We start from the raw sequence: 16,787 nt of genomic DNA, 5'->3' as shown, positions 1-16,787 counted from the left end.
TTTTTTTACAGCGTGCTCGGGGTGTCTTCCCAGTCGCGATCGTCGTCCTTGGCATCCTGATCCAACACGTTGTAAGCCACCGCGCAGAACAGCGAGTTCAGGCGCTTCATGTCCCCCAACAATCCCAAATGCAACGAACTGGTCTCGATGCTCTGCACGTTTTGCTGGTGCAAACGATCGACGTGCGCGTGCGCGTAGCGGCGATCCAGAATGCGGAAGCGGTGCTTGGAACGGCGCAGGCGTTTGGCGCTGGTGACGTCGCCGGACAGGAACACCGACAGCCCCAGGCGCAGGTTGCCGATCAGCCGTTCGTGCAGCCCGTCCAGCTCCGCCAACCCTTCCGCCGAGAAGGCGCGGCGCGCGGCGTGCGACTTGGCGCCCACGTCGCCGGCCATGCGCTCGATGATGTCGCCCGCCTGTTCCAGGTTGAGCGCCATTTCGATGATCTCCGCCCAGCGGCGCGAGTCTTCCTCGCCCAGATCTTCCTTCTGGATCTGCGCCAGATACAGCTTGATGGCGGTGTACAGCACGTCGACGTCATCGTCGAGGCGCCGCACCTCTTTATCGACCCCCTGCTTACCGTGCAGCACTTCACGTTGCAGGATCATCATGTGTTCCACCACGTCGCCCATGCGCAGCGTTTCACGCGCCGCATTGGCCAGCGCCAGCGTCGGCGTATCCAGCGCGCTGGCGTCCAGATGGCGCGGCCGCATGCGCGGATCGTCGGCCGCTTCGTCGACGATCAGCCGCTCGCACAGCGTCGCCATCGGCCCGGCCAGTGGGATCATCACCAGGCAGCGGATCAGGTTGTAGAACACGTGGAAATAGATCACCAGCTCTTCGCTGCCGCCCGGCAGCTGAGCCATCAAATCCGCCAGATAGGAGACGAACGGCAGCACCAGTATGCAGCCCACCAGCTTGAACAGCAGGCTGCCGAGCGCTACGCGCCGCCCGGCGGCGTTCTGCCCGCTGGCGTTGATCATCGCCAGCAGGCCGCTGCCGAGGTTGGCGCCGATCACCAGACAGAGCGCCACCTTCAGCGAAATCACGCCGGTGGCGGTCAGGGTGGCGGTCAGCAGCACCGCCGCCAGGCTGGAATAGCTGACGATGGCGAACAGCGCGCCGGTCAGGGCGTCCAGCATCACGTCGCCGGTCAGCGACGAGAACAGCACTTTCACCCCGGCCGCCTGGGTGATCGGCGTGGCGGCGGCGACGATCAGCTCCAGCGCCAGCACGATCAGCCCAAGGCCGATCAGGACGCGTCCGATCTGGCCGATCCGCATTTGCTTGCGGCTGAGGAACAGGAAGACGCCGACCAGGATCAGCAGCGGCGACAGCCAGGAAAGATCGAAGGTCAGCACGCGCGCCATCAGCGCGGTGCCGACGTCGGCGCCCAGCATGATCACCAGCGCAGGCGCCAGCCCCACCAGCCCCTGCGCGACGAAAGAGGTCACCAGCAGCGCGGTGGCGTTGCTGCTTTGCACCAGCGCGGTCACGCCGATGCCGGAAACGAACGCCAGCGGCTTTTTCTCAACGCTGTCGCTCAACACGCGCCGCAGATTGGCGCCGTAAACCCGCATGATCCCGGTGCGCACGATGTGGGTGCCCCACACCAACAGCGCCACGGACGAAAGCAGGTGAAGAAGGGTCAGCACGGAAGATACGCTCCATTAACGCCCGGCCAAAGGAGGCTGATACCCGATGCTTGTCACGCGACGCAGAGAGGCGAGCCAAAGGATGACGGGTACAGCGCGCGGTCCCGCCTGCCGGGCGTGGGTCTGGCAGGACAGCGGGCGGGCGGCAGACCGCAGAAGAGAAGGGTTAATGCGGCGGCGGGAAGGCCCCGGCGCCGCGCTGCGAAGTCATGCAACTTCCCGCAATACAACAGGTTCCAAGTGTAGCCCAATTTCCGTGCCGTCGGGCCGCAGGTCGGCCACCGAACGGTTGAGCACGTCAACCAGCAATTCTACCTCGCAAACCTGAATCCGATACCGTACCACATTCCCGAGCAAACTGTGACCCAGGATCACCCCGCCGATCCCCTGTCCGGCCGGTAACAGGCCGATGGACTCAGGGCGGATCGCCACCTTGCCGGCATAGCTGCGCCCGGTCAGTTGGGCGGCCTGTTCGGCGGTCAACAGGTTATAGTTGCCGATAAATCCGGCGGCAAAGGCATCCGCCGGCTGGGTATACAGGGTTTCCGCATCGCCGCTCTGCACGATCTGCCCCTTGTTCATCAGCACGATGCGATCCGACAGGGTCAGCGCCTCTTCCTGATCGTGGGTGACGAAGATCGCCGTCAGGTTCAGCTCGCGCTGAATGCGCCGGATCTGCTCGCGCAGGTGCTTGCGGATACGCGCATCCAGCGCCGACAGCGGTTCGTCGAGCAGCAGCAGACGCGGGCGAGTGACCAACGATCGCGCCAGCGCCACGCGCTGACACTGGCCGCCCGACAGCTGATGCGGATAGCGCTTCGCCAAATCGCTCAGCTCCACCAGCGCCAGTACCTCCTGCACCCGCTGGCCGATCTGCCCGGCCGCCAGCTTCTGCATTTTCAGGCCGAAGGCCACGTTGCCTTCCACCGTCATATTGGGAAACAGCGCATAACTTTGAAACACCATGCCGATGCCGCGCTTTTGCGGCGCCAGCGGCACCAGATCCTGGCCCTGCAGCAAAATGTGCCCGCTGTCGACCGGGGTCAGGCCGGCCAGACAGCGCAGCAGCGTCGATTTTCCGCAGCCGCTCGGCCCCAGCAGGGTGACGAACTCCCCCTCTTCGGCGGTGAAATCGATATCCTGAAACACCTGGGTCTGGCCATAGTGTTTGTTCAGTCGGGTGACGTTGAGATAAGCCATCGGGTTAGCCCTTGTTTTTATTCAGCAGGTTCGCCAGCCAGGTGACGAGCAGCACCACGGCGAAATAGGAGATGACCAGCGCGCTGGTAAAGTGCCCGCTGCCGTTGCGCATGTTGAACAGGTAGACCTGCAGCGTTTCATACTGGCTGCCCACCAGCAGGTTGGCGAACACGAACTCGCCGATCAGGAACGAGAACGACAGCAGCACGGCAATTGTTCCGCCCTTGCGCAGGTTCGGCAGCACCACCCACAGCGCCGCCTGCCAAGTGCTGGCGCCGAGCAGGTGCGCGGCGTCCATCAGATCGCGCAGGTTGATCGCCTGCATGTTGTTGCTGATGGCGCGGTAGATAAACGGCAGCGCGATGGTGAAATAGCAGCCCACCAAAATCCAGGGGGTGCCGAGCAGCGGCAGCGGATCGGCGGCGAACAGCTGCATCAGCCCCACCGCCGACACCACCGGCGGCACGGCGAACGGCAGCAGGATCAGCACGTTCATCACCGCGTCCAGTTTGGGAAAGTAGTAAGCGATCACAAACATCGCCGGCAGGATCACCACCACCGACAGCAGCAGCGTGCCGAAGCAGATCAGCAGCGAGTGCCACAGCGCCTGCAAAAAGCGCGGGTCGCTCCACAGCGCCGTCAGCCACTTCAGGGTAAAACCGTCCGGTAAAATGGTGGCGCCCCACTGGGTGGCCAGCGCATAAATCAGCGTCGCCGCCAGCGGCAGCAGCAGGATCAGCAGCAGCAGGCCGGTCACCGTGCGGTGATAGAGGCGTTCAGCACGCGACATGAGCATTCTCCATCCGATTATGAGCGCGCATTGAGGTAGCTCCTGCGCAGCATCCATTGGTGGATTACCGTGATAAACGCCATCATCACCACCAGCAGCATCGCCAGCGCGCTGGCCAGGTTCGGATCGAGGGAGATGTCCCCCGCCACCAACGCCGAGATGCGGATCGGGATCACGTTGAAGTTGCCGGTGGTCAGCGCGTACACCGTGGCGTAGGCGCCCAGCGCGTTGGCCAGCAGGATGACGAAGGTGCCCATCAGCGCCGGCGCCAGCACCGGCAGGCCGATATGCCGCCAGTAGCGCCAGGGGCCGGCGCCGAGCAGCGCCGCCGACTCACGCCAATCGGCGCGCAGCGCATCGAACGCCGGATACAGCAACAGCACGCCCAACGGGATCTGGAAGTAGGTATACAGCACGATCAGGCCGCTCTTCGAATAGAGGTTGAAGCTCTCCATCAAACCGTATTTGCGCAGCAGCAGCGTCAGGCAGCCGTTCAACCCCAACAGAATGACGAAGGCGAACGCCAGCGGCACCCCGGCGAAGTTGCTGGTCATGTTGGTGAACGACATCACGAAGTCATGAAAGCGGGTCTGGCCGAGCTGGCGAAGTGAGTAACTGCCCACTAATGCAATCAGCAAGCCGTAGACGCTCGACCACAGCGAGATCTCCAGCGAGAACTGAAAGGCCTGCAGGTAGAACGGCGACGTGAGGATATCGACATAGTTGCCCCATCCCCAGCCGCTGGTCTCGCTGAAAAAGCTGTGAACCGCGATCCACACCAGCGGGGCGATCTGAAACGCGCCGAACAGCACGATAAACGGCAGCAGGCACAGTGCGGCGATCCATTTGGTTTTGCTGTTCATCGCGCATCCTGCGCCAGCAGCGCCCGGCAGCGCGGCTTGTCATGCGCCGCCTGCAGCAGATCGCAGATCGTGCCGCACAGCTCGGTTTGCTGCGGATCGGCGTCGTCCAGGCTGAAGCCCGCGCCGAACACGAACAGCGGCACCTGGCGCTCTTCCGGCAACACCCCGCCGTGGCTGCGATCGTCGTTCATGCCGTGGTCGGCGGTGACCAGCACCTGATAACCGGCCGCCAGCCACTCGGGCAGGTAGCGCGACAGCGAGCCGTCGGCGCGCCGCGCCGCGTTGCGGTACTGCGGCGAAGAGAGGCCGAAGCGGTGCCCGGCGTCGTCGATGTTCATCGGGTGGATCAGCAGGAAATCCGGCTGATGACGCTGGCGCAGGCTTTCGGCGTCGTCGAACAGATGGCTGTCGGGATAGCCGTCGTCGTAATAGAAATGGCCGTGCTGAATCGGCAGCTCGGGAGCGTCGGTGTGGCGGTCGCGCGCGGCGTCGAACGGCGTGCGGTTATACAATTCGCTGAACCAATGATACGCGGCGGCGGCGGTGGTCAGCCCGGCGGCGCGCGCGTAATGAAACACGCTTTGTTGATGAGAAAGGCGCGAGACGTGGTTGTGCACCACGCCGCTCTCCACCGGCGTGACGCCGGTGAGGATGCATTCATACAGCGGCCGGGAGAGCGAGGGCAACTCGCTCTCCAGCAGGTACAACCGCCCGCGTCCCGCCGCACATTCGGCCTGCAGATACCCCATGGCGTCATGCGCCACCCGGTAGTTGAGGCCGTCCAGCAGCACGAGGATCGTTTTCATGGTGCGTTAACTCACTGCTGCATAAACATAATGACGTTTTCCTGCCACAGGCGCGGCAGCGCTTTGGCGCTCTGTTCCCAGGCCGCCGGATCGGCGATCGGGTGCGCATTCTTGTACTGCTCGGCCGGCAGCAGCTTGGCCTTGACGTCGTCCGGCAGCGTCAGATGTTCGGCGCGGATCGGGCGGGCATAGCCGCGCGCCAGGTTGATCTGGCCGGCGTCGGAGAAGATGTATTCGCGCGCCAGCTTGGCGGCGTTCGGGTGCTTGGCGTATTTGTTGATGATGGTGGTGTAGCCGGAGGTGATCGAGCCGTCCGACGGGATCAGCACTTCAAAGCGGGTTTTGTCGATCTGATCGCGGTAGTTCAGGCCGTTGAAGTCCCACACCACGCCAACCTGCACTTCCCCTTTCTCCAGCGATGCGATCACCGGGTTACTCAGGCTCAGGCGGCCGGCCTTGGCCAGCTTGCCGAAGAATTCCAGGCCCGGCTTGAGGTTTTTCTCGTTGCCGCCCATGGCGTAGGTGGCGGCCAGCACGCCGCTGGCCGCCTGCGACGCGGTGCCGACGTCGCCGATGGTGACCTGATAGCTGCCCTTGAGCAGATCGGCCCAGCTGTGCGGGATGTCTTTCACCTGCTGTTTATTGATGATAAAGGCGATGGTGCCGGTGTAAGCCAGCGCCCAGTGCCCGTCTTTGTCTTTCGCCCAGTCCGGCACCTGATCCCAGGTAGAGGGTTTGTAGGGCTGCGTTACGCCCTTCTGCACCGCCACCGGGCCAAAGGCCGCGCCGACGTCACCGATGTCCGCCGTAGCGTTGTTCTTTTCCGCATCGAATTTGGCGATCTCCTGCGCGGAGCTCATGTCGGTATCGACATGCTTCAGGCCGTACTTGCTCAACAGATCTTGCCAGGTGCCTTTCCAGTTGGCCCAGCTGTCCGGCATGCCGACGCTGTTGACTTCGCCTTCTTTCTTCGCGGCCTGCTCCAGCGCCGCCAGATCGGTATCCGCGGCCCAGCTCATCTGGCTGGATAACACGATGGCACTGGTTAACACAGAAGCGCACAAACGTTTCATAACTGATGCTCCAGGTGGTAGTGTGGGGATGGCTGGACTAGTCCAGCAAGGACCAAACCAATCTAACGGACGAATGTGATAATTATATGTCAGCTTAAAAAAGCGACAGTTTTATCACCCGTTGCAACGGCGAAAACGCGACGCTGGCCTACCTTAAGGAAGGCCAAACGCACTGAAACGGGACACCCGCTGTATGAGTGAAGCACCGACGACCGTCGCCACCATCTGCCAAACGCTGAGCGCCCGCATCACCGCCGGCGAGTTCGCCGCGGGCGGCAAGCTGCCCTCCGAACGCGCCCTGAGCGAACAGTTCGCCACCACCCGCATTACCTTGCAGGAGGCGCTCGGCCAGTTGGAGGCGCAGGGCGTCATCTACCGCCAAGTGCGGCGCGGCTGGTTCATCTCGCCTCCACGTCTTATCTACAACCCGCTGCAGCGCAGCCATTTTCACGCCATGGCGCAGCAGCAGGGGCGCGCCGCCCATACCGAAGCGATCGACAGCGCGGTCGTCACGCTCGACGCGCCGCTGGCCGGCCGCCTGGCGCTGCCCCCCGGCGCCGAGGCCTATCGCATTCGCCGGCTGCGCTACATCGACGGACGTGCGGTGCTGTACTGCGAGCACTACCTCAATCCGGCCTATTTCCCCGGCATTCTGGACGAAGATCTGACCCAGTCGCTGACCGCGCTGTACGCCGCGCGCTACGGCATTCACTACGGGCGGGTGCGTTTCGACATGCTGCCCACCCTGCTGCCGCAGCAGGCCGCCGCCATGCTGAAGGTGACCTACGGCAGCCCGGCGCTGTTCATTACGCGGGTGAATCGCGATCAGCACGACAGAGTGATCGATTGCGACCTGGAATATTGGCGGTACGACGCGCTGCATATCGATGTGGAAGCGCTGTAAATGACAAGGGCGCATCGCTGCGCCCTTGAAGAGGAAAGTCAGTCGGCGTCGTAGCCGAGGTTTGGCGCCAGCCAGCGCTCGACCTCGCTCACGCTCATCCCTTTACGCGCCGCGTAGTCTTCCACCTGATCGCGCTGGATCTGCGCCACCGCGAAGTACTTGCTCTCAGGATGGCTGAAGTACCAGCCGGATACCGCCGCTCCCGGCCACATAGCGAAGGACTCCGTCAGTTCCATGCCGGTGTGGCGGTTGACGTCCAGAAGCTGCCAGATGGTCGCTTTTTCGGTGTGCTCCGGGCAGGCCGGGTAGCCCGGCGCCGGCCGGATGCCCTGATAGTTCTCGCGGATCAGTTCCTCGTTGCTCAGGCTCTCGTCGGCGGCATAGCCCCAGTGTAACTTGCGCACCTGCTCATGCAGGTATTCGGCGAAGGCCTCCGCCAAACGATCCGCCAACGCCTTGACCATGATTTTGTTGTAATCGTCGTGCTGCGCGTCGTACGCCGCCGCCAGCGCGTCTTCCTCCAGCCCGCCGGTCACCGCGAAGGCGCCGAAGTAGTCGGCCTTGCCGCTGCTTTTCGGCGCCACGAAGTCCGCCAGGCAGTAGTTCGGGAAGTCGGTTTTTTCCGTCTGCTGACGCAGATGGCGGCTCACCGCCAGCACCGCGCCGCGCCGTTCGTCGCGGTACACTTCCACGTCGTCGCCGACGCGGTTGGCCGGGAACAGGCCGTAAACGCCACGCGGGTTGAGGCTGCGCTCGGCGGCCAGCCGATCCAGCATCTGATTGGCGTCGTGGAACAGGCGCTTGGCCTCTTCCCCCACCACCTCATCCTCCAGGATGCGCGGGTATTTGCCCGCCAGCGACCAGGTCATGAAGAACGGCGTCCAGTCGATGTAGTGGCGCAGCGTCTCGATGCCGGCCGCCACCGGAAACACGCCGAGCTGCCGCGGCGCCGGCGGCTGATAATCGGCCCAGTCCAGCGCCATGGCGTTGGCGCGCGCCTTCTGCAAATCGACCGGCGGCGTGCGCGGTTTTTTGCGCGCGTGCTGAATGCGCACCGTTTCATATTCTTTGCGGGTGCGCGCCACAAACTCGTCGCGCTGGGTGGCGGACAGCAGTGCCGACACCACGCCCACGGTGCGCGAGGCGTTCTGCACGTAGGTGGTTGGGCCGCTGTAGTTCTGCTCGATTTTCACCGCGGTGTGCGCCTTGGAGGTGGTGGCGCCGCCGATCAGCAGCGGCAGCGTAAAGCCCTGGCGCTCCATCTCTTTGGCCACGTTGACCATCTCGTCGAGCGACGGCGTGATCAGCCCCGACAGGCCGATGATGTCGACGTTCTCCTCGCGCGCGGTGCGCAGGATTTTCTCCGTCGGTACCATCACGCCAAGATCGACGATTTCATAATTGTTGCACTGCAGCACCACGCCGACGATATTCTTGCCGATGTCGTGCACGTCGCCCTTCACCGTCGCCAACAGGATTTTCCCCGCGGAGGTGCCTTGCTGCTTGCTGGCCTCGATGTACGGTTCCAGGTAGGCCACCGCCTGCTTCATCACGCGGGCGGATTTCACCACCTGCGGCAGGAACATCTTGCCCTCGCCAAACAGATCGCCGACCACGTTCATCCCGGCCATCAGCGGCCCTTCGATCACTTCGATTGGGCGTTCGGCCTGCTGCCGCGCTTCTTCGGTGTCCAGCTCGATAAACTCGGTGATGCCCTTCACCAGCGAGTATTCCAGCCGCTTCTCCACCGGCCAGCCGCGCCACTCCGCCTGCTGCACCGCCGCTTCGCCGTCTTTGCTGCCGCGGTACTTTTCCGCCAGCTCCAGCAGGCGTTCGGTGCCGTCCTCGCGACGGTTGAGGATCACGTCTTCTACCGCCTCGCGCAGCTCAGTAGGCAGATCGTCGTAAATCGCCAACTGCCCGGCGTTGACGATGCCCATGTCCATGCCGTTGCGAATGGCGTGATACAGGAACACCGCATGGATCGCTTCACGCACCGGATCGTTGCCGCGGAACGAGAACGACACGTTGGACACCCCGCCGGAGATCATCGCGTGCGGCAGGTGGGTTTTGATGTCGGCGCAGGCTTCGATAAAGTCGACGGCGTAGTTGTTGTGCTCGTCGATGCCGGTGGCGACGGCGAAGATGTTCGGATCGAAAATGATGTCTTCCGGCGGGAAGCCAACGCGTTCGGTCAAAATTTTATAGGCGCGGCGGCAGATCTCGAACTTGCGCTCGCGGGTGTCCGCCTGGCCCACTTCGTCGAACGCCATCACCACCACCGCGGCGCCGTAGCGGCGCACCAGTTTGGCGTGATGGATAAAGGCTTCTTCGCCCTCCTTCATCGAGATCGAATTGACGATGCCCTTGCCCTGAATGCACTTCAGGCCTTTCTCGATAACGGACCACTTGGAGGAGTCGATCATGATCGGCACCCGAGCGATATCCGGCTCGCCGGCGATCAGGTTGAGGAAGCGCACCATCGCCGCTTCGGCGTCGAGCATCCCCTCGTCCATGTTGATGTCGATGATCTGCGCGCCGCTCTCGACCTGCTGACGCGCCACGTCGAGCGCCTCGTTGTATTTCTCTTCTTTGATCAGGCGCTTGAAGCGCGCCGAACCGGTGACGTTGGTGCGCTCGCCGACGTTGACGAACAGCGTGTTGGCGTCGATGGTCAGCGGCTCCAGACCGGCCAGGCGGCAGGCGACCGGGAGCTCCGGCAGCCGGCGCGGCGGCACGCCCTCGACCGCCTTGGCCATCGCGGCGATATGTTCCGGCGTGGTGCCACAGCAGCCGCCGATGATATTGAGGAAGCCGGCCTGCGCCCACTCCCCGACCTGGCGCGCCATCTCGGCCGCATCCAGATCGTACTCGCCGAAGGCATTCGGCAAACCGGCGTTCGGGTGCGCGGTGACGTAGGTCTCCGAGATGCGCGCCAGCTCGGCGACGTACTGGCGCAGCTCGTCCGGGCCCAGGGCGCAGTTCAGGCCGAAGGTCAGCGGCTTGACGTGGCGCAGCGAATTGTAAAACGCTTCGGTGGTCTGGCCGGACAGGGTGCGGCCGGAGGCGTCGGTGATGGTGCCGGAAATCATGATCGGCAGTTCCACCCCCAGCGCTTCGAATTCGGTTTCCACCGCAAAAGCAGCGGCCTTGGCGTTCAGGGTGTCGAAGATGGTTTCGATCATGATCAGATCGACGCCGCCTTCCACCAGCGCGCGGGTCGATTCGCGGTAAGCCGCCACCAGTTCATCGAACGAGATGTTGCGGAACGCCGGATCGTTGACGTTCGGCGAGATGGACGCAGTGCGGTTGGTCGGCCCCAACACCCCGGCGACGTAGCGCGGTTTTTCCGGCGTGCGCGCCGTCCATTCGTCGGCGCAGGCGCGCGCCAGACAGGCGGCCTGATAGTTAATCTCGGCGGACAGCGACTCCATGTGGTAGTCGGCCATGGCGATGGAGGTGGAGTTGAAGGTATTGGTCTCAAGGATATCGGCGCCCGCCTCAAGATAGGCGTAATGAATGGCGGTGATCACTTCCGGCTTGGTCAGCACCAGCAGATCGTTATTGCCTTTCAGATCGCTGCGCCAGTCGGCGAAACGCTCACCGCGGAAATCGCGCTCATCCAGACGGTAGCTCTGGATCATGGTGCCCATGCCGCCGTCCAACACCAAAATGCGCTGCGCTAACTGGCGGCGCAGTTGTTCTACTCGATTCGTCACTGTAACCCCTTCCATTGCCATCCAGCCCATTGCTCAACTGCCGCAAAAACCAACGAGTCATCCTAGCACAGCTTGTAAGGACAAAGGGCCAGGCGACAATTGAGAGTTTTTCAGGTTGTGCGCCAACACCTCCGATGAGCTGACGGCGGCTTGCAATTCATCGACAAAAAACGAAAATGAATTCCATCATACGGAAAAAGGAATCTCACCCATGGCCACCCCTGCTCCCGCCAAGCGCGGCAAGAAGCCCCGCGCAGCAGCCCCCGCCGCCAGTGCGGCGACCGGTCAGGTACAATCGTTGACCCGTGGCCTGAAACTGTTGGAATACATTTCGGAAGCCCAGGGCAACGTGGCGCTGACCGATCTGGCCCAGCAGGCCGGCCTGCCGAATTCCACTACTCACCGCCTGCTCACCACCATGCAGCAGCAGGGATTCGTGCGCCAGGTCGGCGATCTCGGCCTGTGGACCATCGGCTCGCACGCCTTTGTGGTCGGCAGCAGCTTCCTGCAAAGCCGCAACCTGCTGGCGATGGTGCATCCGACGCTGCGCCGCCTGATGGAGGAGTCCGGCGAAACCGTCAACCTGGCGGTGCTGGATACCAGCGAGTACCAGGCGATCATCATCGATCAGGTGCAGTGCACGGCGCTGATGCGCATGTCGGCGCCGATCGGCGGCAAACTGCCAATGCACGCCTCCGGCGCCGGCAAAGCGTTCCTCGCCACCCTGCCGGACGATCAGGTGACCAAACTGCTGCACAAGAAAGGCATGCACACCTACACGCCGCATACCCTGACGCCACACAACCTGAAAGAGGGGCTGGCGCAGATCCGCAAACAGGGCTTCTCCTTTGACGACGAAGAGCACGCGCTCGGCCTGCGCTGCGTGGCGGCCTGCATCTTCGACGAGCACCGCGAAGCCTTCGCCGCCATTTCCATCTCCGGCCCGGTGTCGCGCATCACCGACGATCGCGTGATCGAGCTGGGCGCGCTGGTGATCCACGCGGCGAAAGAGATCAGCCTGGCCTACGGCGGCGTGCGCTGATCCAGCCCATCCGAGGGGCGCCCCAGCGCGCCCCTGCTCCCCTGCCATGCTCTGTTGTCAGCATGTAACAGGCTGTCGGCATCCTGTTTAGCACACAGGCAAAAAGCTTGAAGCCGATCACAGTTAACGATCCTCACGGCGAAAGCCCATTGCAACCGCTCACACTTCCTTCGACAATGTTACCGATAACATGTTACCGGTAACAATCAGACTGAACGAAGGTAACGTCACCCGGTGTTTTGGAGCCAAGCCATGACCAACAATCAAAATCGTATTTACGTCGTTATGGGCGTTTCCGGCAGCGGCAAGTCCGCCGTCGCCGCCGCCGCGGCCCGCCAACTCTCCGCCGGCTTCCTCGACGGCGACTTCCTGCACCCGCGCAGCAATATCCTGAAGATGGCCGCCGGCGAAGCGTTGAACGACGATGATCGCGCGCCGTGGCTGGCCGCGCTCAACGACGCCGCCTTCGCCATGCAGCGCACCAACAACGTGTCGATCATCGTCTGTTCGGCGTTGAAAAAGCAGTATCGCGACCGCCTGCGCGCCGGCAACGGCAACCTGTCATTCATCTATCTGCACGGTGAGTTCCCGGTGATCGAATCCCGCCTGGCGGCGCGCAACGGCCACTTCTTCAAGCCGCAGATGCTGGTCACCCAGTTCGCCGCGCTGGAGCAACCGGGCGCCGACGAGAACGACGTGATGGCGATCGACATCAATCAGCCGCTGGACGCGGTGATCGCCGATACCGTGCGCCATATCCAGAGCTTCCTGCCGCAGGACGTGTGCGCGTGAGTACCGTAACGCTGGTCGGTACCGCAGTCGGCTCGGTTTTACTGCTGTTATTCCTGGTGATGAAGGCGCGCATGCACGCCTTCGTCGCGCTGATGCTGGTGTCCATCGCCGCCGGCATTTTCTCCGGCATGCCGCTGGAACACATCGCCGACACCATGCAAAAAGGCATGGGCGACACGCTGGGCTTCCTGGCGATCGTGGTGGCGCTCGGGGCGATGTTCGGCAAGATCCTGCATGAGGTCGGCGCGCTCGATCAAATTGCGGCGCAATTGCTGAAACGATTCGGACAAAGCAAGGCGCACTACGCGCTCGGCATCGCCGGCCTGATCTGCGCGCTGCCGCTGTTCTTCGACGTGGCGGTGGTGCTGCTGATCGGCATCGTGTTCGCCGTGGCGCGCCGCACCGACGGCAATATCGTCAAGCTGGCCATCCCGCTGTTCGCCGGTGTGGCCGCTGCCGCCTCCTTCCTGCTGCCGGGGCCGGTGCCAATGCTGCTGGCATCGCAGATGAAGGCCGATTTCGGCTGGATGATCGCCATCGGCCTGGTGGCGGCCGTGATCGGCATGCTGATCGCCGGCCCGCTGTACGGCAGCTTTATCAGCCGCTTCGTCAACTGGCCAATGCCGCCGGAAGAGAACGAGCCGACGCTGACCAAGGGCAATCTGCCGTCGTTCGGCTTCAGCCTGGCGCTGGTGCTGTGCCCGCTGGTACTGGTCGGCATGAAGACTATCGGCGCGCGGCTGGTCACTCCCGGCTCGCAGCTGCAGCAGTGGCTGGAGTTTATCGGCCACCCGTTCACCGCCATTCTGCTGGCCTGCCTGATCGTGATTTACGGTCTGGCGAAACCGCGCGGCATGAGCAACGAACAGACCCTGGCCATCTGCTCCGCCGCCGTGCAGCCGGCCGGAATCATCCTGCTGATGACCGGCGCCGGCGGGGTGTTCAAGCAGATCCTGGTGGATTCCGGTGTAGGGCCAGCGCTGGGTGACGCCATGATCGGCGCCGGCCTGCCGATCGCCGTGGCAGCGTTCGCGTTGTCCGCCATGGTGCGGGTGATCCAGGGCTCGGCCACCGTCGCCTGCCTGACCACCGTCGGCCTGGTGCTGCCGGTCACCAGCCAGCTCGGGCTGAACGGCGGGCAGTTGGCCGCGCTGGCCATCTGCATCGCCGGTGGCTCCATCGTGCTGAGCCACGTCAACGACGCCGGTTTCTGGCTGTTCGGCAAATTCACCGGCGCCAACGAACTGCAAACGCTGAAAACCTGGACGGTGATGGAAACCATTCTGGGCAGCGTCGGCGGCGCCATCGGCATGATTGCATTCACGATGTTTTAAATCCTGAATCGCCCCCGGCCTTGCACACCAGGGCTGCAAATCACCCCCGGGGGCACCGCCACAGGCGGCGACTATAACAACAGCAATGTGAGGAAGGCATGATTAATCCAACCTTGTCCCGTGTCACACAGCGCATCATCGACCGTTCCCAGGCCAGCCGCGCCGCCTATCTGGCGCGTATCGAGGCGGCCCGCGCCCAAACCGTCCACCGCGCGCAGCTCGCCTGCGGCAACCTGGCCCACGGCTTCGCCGCCTGTCAGCCTGATGACAAGGCGTCGCTGAAAAACATGGTGCGCAGCGATATCGCCATCATCACCGCCTATAACGACATGCTGTCGGCCCACCAGCCGTACGAACACTACCCGCAGCGGCTGAAGCAGGCGCTGAAAGCGGTCGGCGCCGTAGGCCAGGTGGCCGGCGGCGTGCCGGCGATGTGCGACGGCGTGACGCAGGGGCAGGACGGCATGGAGCTGTCGCTGATGAGCCGTGACGTGATCGCCATGTCGGCCGCCGTCGGCCTGTCGCACAATATGTTCGACGGCGCGCTGTTCCTCGGCATCTGCGACAAGATCGTGCCGGGGCTGGTGATGGCCGCCCTCTCCTTCGGCCACCTGCCCGCGCTGTTCGTGCCGGCCGGCCCGATGAGCAGCGGCCTGCCGAACAAGGAAAAAGTGCGCGTGCGCCAGCTGTACGCCGAGGGCAAGGCCGACCGTTTGGCACTGCTGGAGGCCGAGGCGGCCTCTTATCACGGCATCGGCACCTGCACCTTCTATGGCACCGCCAACACCAACCAGATGGTGATGGAAGTGATGGGTCTGCATCTGCCGGGCGCCTCCTTCGTCCATCCGGACACGCCGCTGCGCGACGCGCTGAACGACGCCGCCGCGCGCCAGGTGACCCGACTGACCGATACCGCCGGCAACTACCTGCCGATCGGCCGCCTGGTGGACGAGAAAGTGGTGGTGAACGGCATCGTCTCGCTGCTGGCCACCGGCGGCTCCACCAACCTGACCATGCATCTGGTGGCGATGGCGCGGGCGGCGGGCATCATCATCACCTGGGACGATTTCTCGGAGCTGTCGGAGGCGGTGCCGCTGCTGTGCCGCATCTACCCGAACGGCCCGGCCGATATCAACCAATTCCAGGCCGCCGGCGGCGTGCCGCTGGTGGTGCGCGAGCTGCTGCAACATGGCCTGCTGCACGAAGACGTGCACACCGTGGCCGGTTTCGGCCTGCGCCGCTACACCCAGGAACCGTGGCTGGACAACGGCCAATTGGTATGGCGCGAAGGCGTGGCCGGCTCGCTCGACGCCAGCGTGATCGCCAGCGTCGCCCAGCCGTTCGAACATCATGGCGGCACCAAAGTGATGGCCGGCAATCTGGGCCGCGCGGTGATGAAAACCTCGGCGGTGCCCGCCGATAACCAGATCATCGAAGCGCCGGCGGTGGTGTTCGACAGCCAGCACGATATCGTGCCAGCGTTCGAAGCCGGCAAGCTGGATCGCGATTGCGTGGTGGTGGTGCGCTTCCAGGGGCCGCAGGCCAATGGCATGCCGGAGCTGCACAAGCTGATGCCGCCGCTGGGTGTGCTGATGGATCGCGGTTTCAAAGTGGCGCTGGTGACCGACGGCCGCCTGTCCGGCGCCTCCGGCAAGGTGCCTTCCGCCATCCACGTCACCCCGGAAGCCTATAGCGGCGGCCTGCTGGCGAAAGTGCGCGACGGCGATCCGATCCGCGTCAACGGCCGCAGCGGCGAGCTGCAGGTGCTGGTCGACGCCGACGAGCTGGCGCGGCGCACGCCATGCCAACCCGATCTGAGCGCGGAACACATCGGCTGCGGCCGCGAGCTGTTCGGCGCGCTGCGCAGCCAGCTGTCAGGCGCCGAGCAGGGCGCCTGCTGCATCAAATTTTAATCGATAGCCTGGCCGCATCGCCGCCTGGCGGCGGCCACAGAGGAGAACGTCAGCATGAACAAGTGGACAACAAGCGCCGAGCAGATCCTGACGGCGGGGCCGGTGGTGCCGGTCATCGTGATCAACAAGCTGGAACATGCGGTGCCGTTGGCGAAAGCGCTGGTCGCCGGCGGCGTGCGGGTGCTGGAGGTGACGCTGCGCACCGCCTGCGCCATGGACGCCATTCGCGCCATCGCCCAAGAGGTGCCGGAAGCGATCATCGGCGCCGGTACGGTGATCAATCCGCAGCAGCTGCGGGAAGTGACCGAGGCCGGCGCGCAGTTCGCCATCAGCCCAGGATTGACCGACGAGCTGCTCAAGGCGGCCACCGCCGGGTCCATTCCGCTGATTCCGGGCATCAGCACCGTTTCCGAACTGATGCAGGGCATGGATTACGGCCTGCGCGAATTTAAATTCTTCCCGGCGGAAGCCAACGGCGGCGTAAAAGCGCTGCAGGCGATCGGCGGCCCGTTCCCGCAGGTGCGTTTCTGCCCGACCGGCGGCATCTCGCCGGACAATTACCGCAGCTATCTGGCGCTGAAAAGCGTGCTGTGCATCGGCGGCTCCTGGCTGGTGCCGGCGGATGCGCTCGAAAGCGGCGACTACGCGCGCATTACCGAACTGGCGCGCACCGCCGTCGCGGGCGCCCAGGCCTGA

General features: G+C 63.9%; 13 protein-coding genes. 6 read left to right on the top strand and 7 right to left on the bottom strand.

What is annotated here, in order from left to right:
• Positions 1–5: 5 nt before the first annotated feature.
• The 6 genes from RE418_RS08355 to RE418_RS08330 all read right to left on the bottom strand — a co-directional run bounded on the left by RE418_RS08355 (position 6) and on the right by RE418_RS08330 (position 6,387).
• Entirely contained in the window at positions 6–1,655 is a 1,650-nt protein-coding gene (locus RE418_RS08355; RefSeq protein WP_016930295.1) for a Na/Pi cotransporter family protein, read from the bottom strand.
• A 207-nt stretch (positions 1,656–1,862) separates the two neighbouring features.
• Positions 1,863–2,855, bottom strand: coding sequence for an ABC transporter ATP-binding protein (locus RE418_RS08350; RefSeq protein WP_089181390.1), 993 nt, complete (start codon positions 2,853–2,855; stop codon positions 1,863–1,865).
• A gap of 4 nt (positions 2,856–2,859) precedes the next feature.
• On the bottom strand, positions 2,860–3,645 hold the full coding sequence (locus RE418_RS08345) for an ABC transporter permease (RefSeq protein WP_025304475.1): 786 nt from the start codon (positions 3,643–3,645) through the stop codon (positions 2,860–2,862).
• Positions 3,646–3,662: 17 nt separating this feature from the next.
• The gene (locus RE418_RS08340) at positions 3,663–4,508 is read right to left on the bottom strand and encodes an ABC transporter permease subunit (protein WP_015379247.1); all 846 of its coding nucleotides are present in this window, start codon (positions 4,506–4,508) and stop codon (positions 3,663–3,665) included.
• Positions 4,505–5,314 (bottom strand): alkaline phosphatase family protein, encoded by an 810-nt coding sequence (locus RE418_RS08335; RefSeq protein ID WP_043139627.1) that lies wholly within the window; start codon positions 5,312–5,314, stop codon positions 4,505–4,507. The genes RE418_RS08340 and RE418_RS08335 overlap by 4 nt, the downstream gene beginning before the upstream one ends.
• Before the next feature lie 11 nt (positions 5,315–5,325).
• The gene (locus RE418_RS08330) at positions 5,326–6,387 is read right to left on the bottom strand and encodes an ABC transporter substrate-binding protein (RefSeq protein ID WP_004936660.1); all 1,062 of its coding nucleotides are present in this window, start codon (positions 6,385–6,387) and stop codon (positions 5,326–5,328) included.
• A 193-nt stretch (positions 6,388–6,580) separates the two neighbouring features.
• Between RE418_RS08330 and RE418_RS08325 the strand changes: the two genes are divergently transcribed.
• Positions 6,581–7,291, top strand: a complete 711-nt coding sequence (locus RE418_RS08325) for a UTRA domain-containing protein (RefSeq protein WP_089196315.1) — start codon at positions 6,581–6,583, stop codon at positions 7,289–7,291.
• A gap of 38 nt (positions 7,292–7,329) precedes the next feature.
• Here RE418_RS08325 and metH read toward each other — a convergent pair whose 3' ends face one another.
• Positions 7,330–11,025: a methionine synthase gene (gene metH / locus RE418_RS08320; protein WP_197824323.1), complete on the bottom strand. Its 3,696-nt coding sequence runs from the start codon at positions 11,023–11,025 to the stop codon at positions 7,330–7,332.
• Positions 11,026–11,221: 196 nt separating this feature from the next.
• On the opposite strand from metH, the gene iclR reads away from it, so the two are divergent.
• The 5 genes from iclR (at position 11,222) to RE418_RS08295 (ending at position 16,787) form a co-directional block, all read left to right on the top strand.
• Positions 11,222–12,052: a glyoxylate bypass operon transcriptional repressor IclR gene (gene iclR / locus RE418_RS08315; protein ID WP_004936648.1), complete on the top strand. Its 831-nt coding sequence runs from the start codon at positions 11,222–11,224 to the stop codon at positions 12,050–12,052.
• A gap of 252 nt (positions 12,053–12,304) precedes the next feature.
• On the top strand, positions 12,305–12,844 hold the full coding sequence (gene gntK / locus RE418_RS08310) for a gluconokinase (protein ID WP_004936645.1): 540 nt from the start codon (positions 12,305–12,307) through the stop codon (positions 12,842–12,844).
• Positions 12,841–14,178, top strand: a complete 1,338-nt coding sequence (gene gntU, locus RE418_RS08305) for a gluconate transporter (protein ID WP_025304479.1) — start codon at positions 12,841–12,843, stop codon at positions 14,176–14,178. Before gntK ends, gntU begins: the two co-directional genes overlap by 4 nt.
• Positions 14,179–14,276: 98 nt before the next feature.
• Positions 14,277–16,091, top strand: a complete 1,815-nt coding sequence (edd, locus tag RE418_RS08300) for a phosphogluconate dehydratase (protein WP_049204304.1) — start codon at positions 14,277–14,279, stop codon at positions 16,089–16,091.
• A 54-nt stretch (positions 16,092–16,145) separates the two neighbouring features.
• Complete coding sequence (locus RE418_RS08295) at positions 16,146–16,787, top strand: bifunctional 4-hydroxy-2-oxoglutarate aldolase/2-dehydro-3-deoxy-phosphogluconate aldolase (protein ID WP_049296301.1); 642 nt, start codon at positions 16,146–16,148, stop codon at positions 16,785–16,787.

This window comes from Serratia sp. szju (assembly GCF_044594185.1).
Classification (GTDB): Bacteria; Pseudomonadota; Gammaproteobacteria; order Enterobacterales; family Enterobacteriaceae; genus Serratia; species Serratia bockelmannii.
Note: the sequence above shows the minus strand (reverse complement) of the source record. Positions and strands in the feature narration are given on the sequence as shown.